Origin of the sequence: Pseudomonas sp. URMO17WK12:I7 (assembly GCF_003269045.1) — a bacterium.
Lineage (GTDB): Bacteria > Pseudomonadota > Gammaproteobacteria > Pseudomonadales > Pseudomonadaceae > Aquipseudomonas > Aquipseudomonas putida_J.
Window position 1 is genome coordinate 102,304 of sequence record NZ_QLTL01000007.1, and the last position, 11,578, is coordinate 113,881.

The window sequence follows — 11,578 nt, forward strand, 5'->3', positions numbered from 1 at the left end:
CTACAGGCTTAATACAGAAGAGCGAAAGCGAAATAGCTGAGCAGAGGTGAGGCAAGCAATGACTGGATACGTTCAAGTCGGTGGCCTTCAGGTCGCCAAGGCCCTGTATGACTTCGTCAACAACGAAGCGATCCCTGGAACCGGCATCAAAGCCGATGCGTTCTGGGCCGGGGCGGAAAAGATCATCAACGACCTCGCCCCCAAGAACAAAGCCCTCCTGGCCAAGCGCGACGAGCTGCAAGCCAAGATCGACGCCTGGCACCAGGCACGCAAAGGCCAGGCACACGACGCCGTAGCCTACAAAGCATTCCTCCAGGAAATCGGCTACCTGCTGCCACAAGCCGACGATTTCCAGGCCACCACCCAGAACGTGGACGAAGAAATCGCCCACATGGCCGGCCCGCAGCTGGTCGTCCCGGTGATGAACGCCCGCTTCGCCCTGAACGCCGCCAACGCCCGTTGGGGTTCGCTGTACGACGCGCTGTACGGCACCGATGCCATCAGCGATGAAGGCGGCGCCGAGAAAGGCCAGGGTTACAACAAGCTCCGGGGCGACAAGGTCATCGCCTTCGCCCGCGCCTTCCTCGACCAAGCCGCACCGCTGGCGGCCGGCTCCCACGTCGACTCCACTGGCTACCGCATCGAAGGCGGCAAGCTGGTCGTTGCGCTGAAAGGCGGCAGCAACAGCGGCCTGCGTGATGACGCACAGCTGATCGGCTTCCATGGCGACGCCAAGGCGCCGACCGCCGTGCTGCTCAAACACAACGGCCTGCACTTCGAGATCCAGGTCGACGCCAGCACGCCTGTCGGCAGCACCGATGCCGCCGGCGTCAAAGACATCCTGATGGAATCGGCACTGACCACCATCATGGACTGCGAAGACTCGGTCGCCGCCGTCGATGCCGATGACAAGGTCATCGTCTACCGCAACTGGCTGGGCCTGATGAAGGGCGATCTGGCCGAAAGCGTGAGCAAGGGTGGCAAGACCTTCACCCGCACCATGAACCCGGACCGCGAATACGCCGCTCCCAATGGTGGCAGCGTAACCCTGCACGGCCGTTCGCTGCTGTTCGTGCGCAACGTGGGTCACCTGATGACCAACCCGGCGATTCTCGATGGCCAGGGCAATGAAATCCCTGAAGGCATCCAGGACGGTCTGTTCACCAACCTGATCGCCCTGCACAACCTCAACGGCAACACCACCCGCAAAAACACCCGCAGCGGCAGCGTATACATCGTCAAGCCGAAGATGCACGGCCCGGAAGAAGTCGCCTTCGCCGCCGAGATCTTCAGCCGCGTCGAAGACCTGCTGGGCATGCCACGCAACACCGTCAAGGTCGGCATCATGGACGAGGAGCGCCGTACCACGGTCAACCTGAAGTCCTGCATCAAGGCTGCCGCCGAGCGCGTGGTGTTCATCAACACCGGCTTCCTCGACCGCACCGGTGACGAAATCCACACCTCGATGGAAGCCGGCGCCGTAGTGCGCAAGGGCGCCATGAAGAACGAGAAGTGGATCGGCGCCTACGAGAACAACAACGTCGATGTGGGCCTTGCCACTGGCCTGCAAGGCCGTGCGCAGATCGGCAAGGGCATGTGGGCCATGCCTGACCTGATGGCCGCCATGCTCGAGCAGAAGATCGCTCACCCGCTGGCAGGCGCCAACACTGCCTGGGTACCGTCGCCAACCGCCGCCACCCTGCACGCCCTGCACTACCACAAGGTCGATGTGCAGGCACGTCAGCGCGAGCTGGCTTCGCGCACGCCGGCGTCGGTCGATGACATCCTGACCATCCCATTGGCAGCCGACACCAACTGGTCGGCTGAAGAGATCCGCAACGAGCTGGACAACAACGCCCAGGGCATCCTTGGCTACGTCGTGCGCTGGATTGACCATGGCGTGGGTTGCTCGAAAGTGCCGGACATCAACAACGTCGGCCTGATGGAAGACCGAGCCACCCTGCGCATCTCGGCCCAGCTGCTGGCCAACTGGCTGCGCCATGGCATCGTCAGCGAGGAGCAGGTGGTAGAGAGCCTCAAGCGCATGGCTGCGGTGGTCGACAAGCAGAACGCCGGTGACGCCCAGTACCGGCCGATGGCAACGAACTTCGACGACAACGTGGCCTTCCAGGCTGCAGTGGAGTTGGTGCTCGAAGGTGCCAAGCAACCGAACGGCTACACCGAGCCGGTGCTGCACCGCCGTCGCCGCGAGTTCAAGGCGCGTAACGGGCTGTAAACCGCAAGGGGCCGCTTTGCGGCCCTCTCGCGACACAAGGCCGCTCCTACAGGAATATGCGATCCCTTGAGGTGCGGCATTGTGTCGCGAAAGGGCTGCAAGGCAGCCCCAGTCCTGCACTACTCGATTTTCAGTTCCTTTTTCACCAACCCCAGCAGTTTCCCCAGATCCACCGGCTTCAGCAGAAAATCCACCACCCCCAAGTGCATCACGTCCACCGCCTCCTTCACATCGGTGTCGCCCGACACTACGATGATCGACAACGCCGCCCGCTCCGACTCGCGAATCTGCCGGATCAGTTCCAGGCCATCGCTGGGCTGCATGCGCAGGTCTGTGATCATCAGGGCGATGCGCGGTTCGTAATGCAGTTTGAGCATTGCCTCCTGCGCCCCGTCAGCCGTCATGCTCTCGATGCCCCTGCTCTTCAGGTAGAGCTTCAGCGCCTCGCTGTTGACCGGGTTGTCATCGACAACCAGTACCACAGGACTCGGCGCAACAGGTGCGCTTACCACGGCCAACGCCTCGCGTTCGGCGTCACTCAGGATGTCTTCATGCTCAGCCATGGTCATCTCGTCAAAAAAATCCCGCTCAGTGATTAGGACCACAAAACCCCTGTAACCCCGCTCGCCTTTCGTCGGGTCTTTGACAGCCACGGTTCACTAGACTTACGTCCAATGGGCACCACCCCGCTGCCAGCCGACCATGGGAGCCGAGAACAACAAGGCCGGCACCTATATATAGATATATATAGTTCGGCGTAGCGATACGGTCAGTGTCATGAGCAAAAAGGACGCCTACAACCAGGCGGGTAGAACGGCAGTACTGCAGAATATCCAGGGCACCTTGCAGTTCCTGCAGCGTTTCCCGCCGTTCAACCAGATGGAGCAGAGCCATCTGGCCTTCCTGGTGGAACAGTGCCAGCTGCGCTTCTATGCCAGTGGCGAAAGCATCATCAAACCCACGGACGGGCCAGTCGAGCACTTCTACATCGTCAAGCAGGGCCGAGTGGTCGGCGAGCGCCAGCACTTGGTCAAGCCCGGGGTGGAAACCACCTTCGAGATCACCGGCGGCGAATGCTTCCCGCTGGCGGCACTGCTGGGCGAGCGGGCGACGCGCACCGAACACCTGGCGGGCGAAGACACCTTCTGCCTGCAACTGAACAAAGCCGCGTTCATCCGCGTGTTCTCAATGTCGGAAGTGTTTCGAGATTTTGCCCTGCGCGGAGTCAGCAGCCTGCTCGACCAGGTCAACCAGCAAGTACGCCAACGCGCGGTGGAAACCCTCGGCACCCAGTACTCGCTGAATACCCCCCTGGGCGAACTGGCCATGCGTCACCCGGTGGTCTGTGCGCCGGATACGCCGCTGCGCGAGGCTGTGCGGCTGATGCATGAACAGCAGGTCGGCAGCATCGTGGTGATCGACCCGCAGCGCTACCCGGTGGGCATCTTCACCCTGCGCGACCTGCGCCAGGTGGTGGCCGCCGCTGATGCCGACCTCGGCGCGCCGATCGAGCAGCACATGACCGCCAGGCCGTTCTACCTCAGCCCACAGGCCAGCGCCTTCGATGCGGCCATGGCGATGACCGAACGGCATATCGCCCACGTCTGCCTGGTGGACAACCAGCGCCTGTGTGGCGTGGTCTCGGAGCGCGACCTGTTCTCCCTGCAGCGGGTCGACCTTGTGCATCTGGCGCGCACCATCCGCCATGCACCCCGCCTCGACGCTCTGGTGCAATTGCGCGGCGAGATCGGCCAGCTGGTCGAGCGCATGCTCGCACACGGCGCCTCTTCGATGCAGATCACCCAGATCATCACCCTGCTCAACGACCACACAGTGTGCCGGGTGATCGAGCTGGCCATTGCCGAACGTGGCGACCCCGGGGTGCCGTTCAGCTGGCTTTGCTTCGGCAGCGAAGGGCGACGCGAGCAGACCCTGCACACTGACCAGGACAACGGCATCCTCTTCGAAGCTGCCGATGACGCTGAAGCCGAGGCCATTCGTACACGCCTGCTGCCCCTGGCGCAGTACATCAACCAGTGCCTGGCCCAATGCGGCTTCACCCTGTGCAAGGGCAACGTCATGGCCGGCAACCCCGAGCTGTGCCTGTCACGCGCGCAGTGGGCACGACGCTTTGCCAGCTTCGTGCGCGAAGCCAGCCCGGAGAACCTGCTGGGTTCGAGCATCTACTTCGACCTGCGCGTGGTCTGGGGCGACGAACACGGCTGTGAACAACTGCGCCAGCAACTGCTGCAGCAAGTGGCGGACAACCGGATCTTCCAGCGTATGCTGGCCGACAACGCCCTGCGCCAGCGCCCTCCGGTGGGCCGCCTGCGCGAGTTCGTGCTGACCCGCCAGGGCAACGACAAGGCCGCTACCCTCGATCTCAAGGTCCAGGGCCTGACACCTTTCGTCGATGGCGCCCGCCTGCTGGCCCTGGCCAATGGCATTGGCGCCTGCAACACCTTGGAGCGCCTACGCCAGCTGGTCGGCAAAGGGGTCATCGAAGCGCTCGACGGCGCCGCTTATGAAGAGGCCTACCACTTCATTCAGCAAACCCGCATGCAGCAGCACCAGCGCCAGACCCGCGACAACCTGCCGTACTCCAACCGCGTAGATCCGGACAGCCTCAACCATCTGGACCGGCGCATCCTGCGCGAATCCCTGCGCCAGGCCCAGCGCCTGCAGAGCAGCCTGGCCCTGCGGTATCAGTTATGAGCCTGTTCGCCTGGCTGCGCCCTGCCGCCCCGCTGCTGAGCGATGCCTTGCGCCAGCGCCTGGCTCGGCTGCCCAAGGCCAGGCCACTGGGCGTGTGCGCGTTGCGTGAGCAGCGTTGGGTCGTACTCGACCTGGAAACCAGTGGCCTGAACCCCAATCGTGACCAGGTGCTGTCGATCGGCGCGGTGGCCATCGAGGACGGGGCGATCGATTTCGCTCAGCAGTTCGAACGCACCCTGCACCGCCCAGAACAGAAAACCAACGCCAGCGTACTGATCCACGGCCTTGGGCCAAGTGCCTTGGCTGCTGGCAGCGACCCGGCCGAGGCCTTGCTCGACCTGCTCGAATTCATCGGCGACAGCCCGGTGCTGGCGTTTCATGCGCCGTTCGACCAGCGCATGCTTGCCCGTGCCTTGAAGGAAAGCCTGGGCCATCGCTTGCAGCTGCCCTTCCTCGACGTTGCAGAGCTGGCACCGATGCTCAACCCCGACACCGTACTGCGCGAGGCCGGGCTGGACGACTGGGTGGCGCGCTTTGGCCTGCAGGTCGATGAGCGTCACCATGCCAGCGCCGATGCACAGGTCACGGCAGAGCTTGCACTGATCCTGCTCAGCCAGGCACGGCGCCAGCAGCTCGACAGCCCGTTGCAGCTGGAACAGCGACTGCGGGGGTGGCGCAGGCGCGCAGTGCATAACCACGGCCTCTAGAGGTTCAGGGCTTGAGGGGTTTTGCGCCTGTGAGATCGAGCGCCGCCCGCGCGGCGCATCGCGGATGAATCCGCTCCTACATCTTTTGCAACGTGCCAAACCTGTAACGCCATGGTCGCCTGCCTTGGCGCATGACGTGAGCCTTACAAACAAGGCTGACAACCATGGCCTCACAGGCATGGCCACGTTGCAACAAATGTAGGAGCGGATTCATCCGCGATGCGCCGCGCGGGCGGCGCTCGATCTCACTGGCGCCGCAAGACCAAGCTCTGATGATGGCAATCCGATAAGCGTCCATTGCACCCCACCCCTCGCCTCTGCAACAATCGCGAATAATTATCGTTAGTTAATGCATTCGTTCCGGGGACGCTGCATGTCTTCTGCCCACAGCCCACGCGCCGAACTGGTCGGCTCGCTTTACCGCGACCATCGCGGCTGGCTGCTTGCCTGGCTGCAGCGCAGCATGGCCTGCCGTCAGCGTGCCGAAGACCTGAGCCAGGACACCTTCGTGCGTCTGCTCGGCCGCGAGCAGCTGGAAACCCCGCGCGAGCCGCGGGCCTTCCTCGCCGCCGTGGCCAAGGGCCTGATGTTCGACCACTTCCGCCGCGCGGCGCTGGAACAGGCCTACCTGGCCGAGCTGGCATTGATCCCTGAAGCCGAACACCCGTCCCCGGAAACCCAGCACCTGATCCTCGAAGACCTCAAGGCCATCGACCGCCTGCTCGGCAAGCTGTCGAGCAAGGCCCGTGCAGCCTTCCTGCACAACCGCCTGGATGGCATGGGCCACGCCGAAATCGCCGAACGCCTGGGCGTTTCGGTGTCGCGCGTGCGCCAGTACATCGCCCAAGGCATGCGCCAGTGTTACGTGGCTCTTTACGGGGAACCGACGTGAACAACACACCGGTTTCGTGGCAGGTGCTGGAAGCCGCCATTGCCTGGAAAATGAGCCTGGACGATGGCAGCGGCACGCCTGACGAGCGCACCGAATTCATCCGCTGGCATGCCGCCAGCGAGGAACATGCCCGAGCCTGGCGCCAGCTCGGCGCCCTCGACCAACGCGTCAGCGTCGCCGCCGGCCCTGCGCGCCAGGCCCTGCTGCAATCGCGCGCCGGTTTGCGCCGGCGCATCGGCAAAGTCGGTGGCGGGCTGGCCGGGATGTTCCTGCTTGGTTCGCTACTGGCCTGGGTCGGTGCTCCGTCACTGGCGCCCAGCTACTGGCTGGCCGATCAGCGCACCGCCACTGGCGAACTGCGCACCTTGCGCCTGGAAGATGGCACGCTGCTGAGCCTGAACACCCACACCGCCGTCGACATCGACTACCAAGGCGAGCAGCGCCTGATCGTGCTGCATCAGGGCGAAATCTCGGTCGAGACCGGCCATGACGACCCACGCCCGCTTCTGGTCCGCACTGACGATGGCCGCCTGCGGCCACTGGGCACGCGCTTCCTGGTACGCCGTGAAGACCAGGGCACGCGCCTTGAGGTGCTGCAGTCTTCGGTAGCCGCCATGCCGCACAACAGCGGCGACGAACAGGTGCTGCGCGAAGGCCAGCAAGTGCTGATGAACAGCAACGGCCTTGGCCGGATAGGCCCGGTGCAAGCCGGGGCCGACGCCTGGACCCGCGGCATGCTGGTGGTCGACAACGTGCGCCTGGCCGACCTCCTGAAACAGCTGGGCCATTACCGCAACGGCCACCTGGGCGTGGCCGATGAAGTGGCCGACCTGCGCGTCACCGGCAGCTTCCCGCTGACCGATACCGACCTGGCCCTGGCTTCGCTGGTGCCGGCGCTACCGGTGAAGATCGAGCGGCATACGCCGTGGTGGGTGACTGTCGTCCCCAAGTAAATCGGACTCCTCGCCTGTAGGAGCGGCCTTGTGTCGCGAAAGGGGTGCGAAGCGCCCCCCAGATATCAGCGCGACTGCTGAAATTGCCGGGGCTGCTTTGCAGCCCTTTCGCGACACAAGGCCGCTCCTACAGGCAATGAGCTGGTGCAGGCGAAAGCCAGACTCAAATAATTCTCACTTTTTTTCCGATTCCCCCTGTCACTTCTGGAATCTCGCTCGGCAAGGAAGCAGTTAGCACTTATCCGTCGAGGAACCGCTGCATGTCCCGTGCCGTTGATCGTATCCTGCGTCCCAGCCTGATGGCTCTGGCCATTGCCATGGCCGCGCCCTTGTCCAGCACTGCCCTGTTCGCCGCCGAGCAGTCCGCACCGCGCGCCTACAACCTGCCCGCCGCCCCGCTGGCCGCCACCTTGAACCAGATCGCCAGCCAGTCGGGTATCGCCCTGGCCATCGACCCGGCACTGGTCAGCGGCCGCACCTCGGCGCCGGTCAATGGCCAGTACGATGGTCTCGGCGCCCTGCAGGCCGCACTGCTGGGCACCGGCCTGCAACTGCAGCAGAGCAGCGTGGGCAGCTACAGCCTGGTCGCCGTTCCGGAGGGTGCCCTGGCCCTGCCGGAAACCACCGTGAATGCCGCCAGCGCTTCCGAAAGCGCCTGGGGCCCGGTCGACGGTTACCTGGCCAAGCGCACCGCCGCCGGTACCAAGACCGACACCGCACTGGTCGAAGTACCACGCTCGATTTCCGTGGCCACCCGCCAGCAGATGAGCGACCGTGGCGTGCACAGCCTCGACGACGCCGTGAAATATATGCCGGGCATCGTCTCGGCCAGCTTCGGCAGCGACACCCGCTACGACTGGATGCGCGTGCGCGGCTTCGAGCCGACCCAGTTCCTCGACGGCCTGCCGCTGCCACGGGGCGTGTACGCCAACCCGAAAGCCGAAACCTGGAACCTCGACCGCCTGGCCCTGCTGCGTGGCCCGGCCTCATCGCTGTATGGCCAGACCCCACCCGGCGGCCTGCTGGACATGGTCAGCCGCCGCCCGCAGGCTGAAAGCGCCCACGAAATCGAACTGCAGTACGGCAGCGATAACCACCGCCAGATCAACTTCGCCAGCACCGGCAAGATCGATGACCAGGGCCAGTTCCTGTACAGCGTCAGCGGCGTGATCCGCGATGGCGGCACGCAAATCGACCATATCGACGACAAGCGCTACAACATTGCCCCGAGCCTGACCTGGAACATCGACGACGACACCTCGTTGACCCTGCTGACCCAGTTCACCCGCGACGATACCGGCGCTACCAGCCAGTTCCGGCCAATCCAGGGCACCAAGCTCGATATGCCGTTCGGCAAGGTCTCCCACCACAAGAACCTGGGTGACCCGGACTACGAGTTCTACGACCGCACCTACTACGCGCTGGGCTACGCCTTCGAGCACCGCATCAACGATGTCTGGCAGTTCCGCCAGAACCTGCGCTACACCAAGACTGACCTGGCGTTCCAGACCATCACCCCCGGCAGCTACAACGCAACCACGCCGCCAGTGCAGGACGATGGCACCGTCAGCCGCATGTCCACCAACACCGATGAAGACATCAGCCAGTTCGCTGTGGACAACAACTTCCAGGCCGACTTCGCCACCGGGGACGTTACCCACACCCTGCTGCTGGGCCTGGACCACCAGCGCGTCAACACCAACTACCTGTCGATCTTTGACTTCAACGTGCCGGACAGCAACGTGATCAACCCGGTTTACGGGGTACCGATTACCCGCCCGGATCGCTCCACGGCGTTCTACGACTACGACCAGAAAACCTATCAGACCGGCGTGTACATCCAGGACCAGATGGCCCTCGGCAACTGGCGCCTGACCTTGGGCGGTCGTGAAGACTGGGTGCACACCAGCACCACGTTCCTCAACCAGGGCGATGCCACCAATACCCAGCGTGACAAGAAGTTCAGCGGCAACGCCGCCATCAGCTATGTATTCGACTCGGGCTTCGTGCCCTACCTGTCGTATGCCGAGTCGTTCCAACCTTCCAGCAACGCTGCCGTGTCCGCCTCCGAGTCGTTCAAGCCAACCGAAGGCAAGCAATGGGAACTGGGCGTCAAGTACCAGCCACCGGGTTCCAACACCCTGCTGTCGGCAGCCGTGTATGACCTGACGCAGAAAAACGTCTCGGTCACCAACAACGAAGGCGGCATAACGGTCACCAGCCAGACCGGCGAAGTGAAAGTCCATGGCCTGGAGCTGGAAGCGGTTTCCGACGTCACCGAAAACCTCAAGCTGACTGCTGCCTATACCCTGGCCAAATCGGAAGTGCAGGACGGCCTGTACAAAGGCAACCGCCTGCAGCTGATGCCCAACCAGCAAGCCTCGCTGTGGGCCGACTACACCTGGCACAGCGGCGTGCTCGACGGTTTCGGCATCGGCGGCGGCGCGCGCTATACCGGCAACACCTATGGCGACCAGGCCAACACCTACCTGGGCAAGGCCAATGCCTACACCGTGTTCGACGCCTCGGTGCACTACGACCTCGGCCGCCTGAGCACCAGCCTCAAGGGCGCCTCGGTGGCGGTCAATGCCACCAACCTGTTCAACAAGGACTACATCTCCACGTGTGATTCGTACTACTGCTACTACGGCGATGAGCGCAGCGTCGTTGCCAGTGCTTCCTACCAGTTCTGAGTGAGCGGGGGCCGCTTTGCGGCCCCACGGTCCAACAGACATAAATCGGTACCGTGATGAAAAGCCCAACCATCCGCCGCTGGTCGGTGATCCATACCTGGAGCAGCCTGGTCTGTACCCTGTTCCTGCTGTTGCTGGCGCTTACCGGCCTGCCGCTGATCTTCCACCACGAACTCGAACACCTGCTCGGCGATGCCCCAGAACTACGCGAGATGCCCGCTGGCACCCCGCAGCTGGACCTGCAACAGCTGGTCATCAAGGCCGAGCAGCACCGCCCCGGCGAGGTCGTGCAGTACTTCGGCTTCGACGAGGACGAACCCAACGGCGTGCTCGCGATCACCGCTGCCACCGCCGGCACAGAACCCAATTCCTCGCACACCTTCATGCTCGACGCCCGCACCGGCGAAGCCGTGGCCATGCCTGCCGCCAACGGTGGTTTCATGATGCTCATGCTGCGCCTGCACGTGGACATGTTTGCGGGGCTCCCCGGCAAACTGCTGCTGGCATTCATGGGGGTGCTGTTCGTCGTCGCGATCGTTTCCGGCACCGTGCTCTACGCGCCGTTCATGCGTCGCCTGGGCTTCGCCACCGTGCGCCACGACAAGTCCCGCCGCCTGCGCTGGCTCGACCTGCACAACCTGATCGGCATCGTCACCCTGACCTGGGCCCTGACGGTCGGCATTACCGGGGTGATCAGTGCACTGTCAGACCTGGTGATCGCCGCCTGGCGCAACGACAGCCTCGCCACCCTGGTCGCGCCCTACCGCGATGCCCCGCCACTGACGCAGCGCTCGCCCGCCACGCAACTGCTGGCCATCGCCGAACAGGCAACGCCCGGCATGCGCCCTGATTTCATCGCCTTCCCTGGCACCCGCTTCTCCAGTGAGCACCACTACGCCGTGTTCATGAAAGGTGCCACGCACCTGACGTCGCACCTGCTCACCCCGGTACTGATCGATGCACAAACCCTGCAGGTGACCGCTGTCGGCGAGCGGCCCTGGTACATGGATGCCATGGGCCTGTCGCAGCCCCTGCACTTCGGTGATTATGGCGGCCGCCCGATGCAGATTCTCTGGGCGGTGCTCGATGTGCTGACGCTCATCGTCCTTGGCAGCGGCCTTTACCTGTGGTGGGGCAAGCACCGCAAACCACGGGAGGCCAGGGCATGAGCCACACGTCGCAATCGATCCGGCGCATCTTCGCCTGGCCGGCTCTGATCGCTGCGCTGGGTGCCCTGGGCCTGTTTGCGGCCTTGCTCGGTGACGGCGCCTGGGACGCGCTTTCCTGGCTGGGCCTGGGCGCTCCGGCATGGCTGGCCTTACGTGGTATATGGCGCCGCTGAGGTAGCGGGTTAACGCAGTGGCGCACTGGCAACGGTGCAG

9 protein-coding genes are annotated in these 11,578 nt (G+C 64.0%); 8 read left to right on the plus strand and 1 reads right to left on the minus strand.

Features of this window, described 5'->3' with window-relative positions:
• The first annotated feature begins 58 nt into the window (after positions 1 to 58).
• Complete coding sequence (locus H040_RS11395) at positions 59 to 2,236, plus strand: malate synthase G (protein WP_027917511.1); 2,178 nt, start codon at positions 59 to 61, stop codon at positions 2,234 to 2,236.
• A gap of 119 nt (positions 2,237 to 2,355) precedes the next feature.
• Here H040_RS11395 and H040_RS11400 read toward each other — a convergent pair whose 3' ends face one another.
• Positions 2,356 to 2,799, minus strand: a complete 444-nt coding sequence (locus tag H040_RS11400; protein ID WP_027917512.1) for a response regulator — start codon at positions 2,797 to 2,799, stop codon at positions 2,356 to 2,358.
• A 214-nt stretch (positions 2,800 to 3,013) separates the two neighbouring features.
• On the opposite strand from H040_RS11400, the gene H040_RS11405 reads away from it, so the two are divergent.
• From H040_RS11405 to H040_RS27475, 7 genes are all read left to right on the plus strand, one after another.
• Complete coding sequence (locus H040_RS11405) at positions 3,014 to 4,951, plus strand: putative nucleotidyltransferase substrate binding domain-containing protein (RefSeq protein WP_027917513.1); 1,938 nt, start codon at positions 3,014 to 3,016, stop codon at positions 4,949 to 4,951.
• A complete protein-coding gene (locus H040_RS11410; protein WP_027917514.1) occupies positions 4,948 to 5,658 on the plus strand; it encodes a 3'-5' exonuclease in 711 nt (236 codons plus the stop codon). Before H040_RS11405 ends, H040_RS11410 begins: the two co-directional genes overlap by 4 nt.
• A gap of 373 nt (positions 5,659 to 6,031) precedes the next feature.
• Entirely contained in the window at positions 6,032 to 6,550 is a 519-nt protein-coding gene (locus H040_RS11415; RefSeq protein WP_027917515.1) for an RNA polymerase sigma factor, read from the plus strand.
• Positions 6,547 to 7,503 carry a FecR domain-containing protein gene (locus H040_RS11420; RefSeq protein WP_027917516.1) on the plus strand — a complete coding sequence of 319 codons (957 nt, stop codon included), beginning with the start codon at positions 6,547 to 6,549 and terminating at the stop codon, positions 7,501 to 7,503. The genes H040_RS11415 and H040_RS11420 overlap by 4 nt, the downstream gene beginning before the upstream one ends.
• A 260-nt stretch (positions 7,504 to 7,763) precedes the next feature.
• On the plus strand, positions 7,764 to 10,196 hold the full coding sequence (locus H040_RS11425) for a TonB-dependent siderophore receptor (RefSeq protein WP_027917517.1): 2,433 nt from the start codon (positions 7,764 to 7,766) through the stop codon (positions 10,194 to 10,196).
• Positions 10,197 to 10,252: 56 nt separating this feature from the next.
• Positions 10,253 to 11,365: a PepSY-associated TM helix domain-containing protein gene (locus tag H040_RS11430; protein WP_027917518.1), complete on the plus strand. Its 1,113-nt coding sequence runs from the start codon at positions 10,253 to 10,255 to the stop codon at positions 11,363 to 11,365.
• Positions 11,362 to 11,538 carry a DUF4175 domain-containing protein gene (locus tag H040_RS27475; RefSeq protein WP_143512528.1) on the plus strand — a complete coding sequence of 59 codons (177 nt, stop codon included), beginning with the start codon at positions 11,362 to 11,364 and terminating at the stop codon, positions 11,536 to 11,538. The genes H040_RS11430 and H040_RS27475 overlap by 4 nt, the downstream gene beginning before the upstream one ends.
• Positions 11,539 to 11,578: the final 40 nt, after the last annotated feature.

What these genes read in the sequence shown, in the direction of transcription:
- H040_RS11395 (WP_027917511.1), top strand. Translation starts at nt 59, where the DNA reads ATGACTGGATACGTTCAAGTCGGTGGCCTTCAGGTCGCCAAGGCCCTG.
- H040_RS11430 (WP_027917518.1), top strand. Translation starts at nt 10,253, where the DNA reads ATGAAAAGCCCAACCATCCGCCGCTGGTCGGTGATCCATACCTGGAGC.
- H040_RS11410 (WP_027917514.1), top strand. Translation starts at nt 4,948, where the DNA reads ATGAGCCTGTTCGCCTGGCTGCGCCCTGCCGCCCCGCTGCTGAGCGAT.
- H040_RS11400 (WP_027917512.1), bottom strand. Translation starts at nt 2,799, where the DNA reads ATGGCTGAGCATGAAGACATCCTGAGTGACGCCGAACGCGAGGCGTTG.
- H040_RS11415 (WP_027917515.1), top strand. Translation starts at nt 6,032, where the DNA reads ATGTCTTCTGCCCACAGCCCACGCGCCGAACTGGTCGGCTCGCTTTAC.
- H040_RS27475 (WP_143512528.1), top strand. Translation starts at nt 11,362, where the DNA reads ATGAGCCACACGTCGCAATCGATCCGGCGCATCTTCGCCTGGCCGGCT.
- H040_RS11405 (WP_027917513.1), top strand. Translation starts at nt 3,014, where the DNA reads ATGAGCAAAAAGGACGCCTACAACCAGGCGGGTAGAACGGCAGTACTG.
- H040_RS11425 (WP_027917517.1), top strand. Translation starts at nt 7,764, where the DNA reads ATGTCCCGTGCCGTTGATCGTATCCTGCGTCCCAGCCTGATGGCTCTG.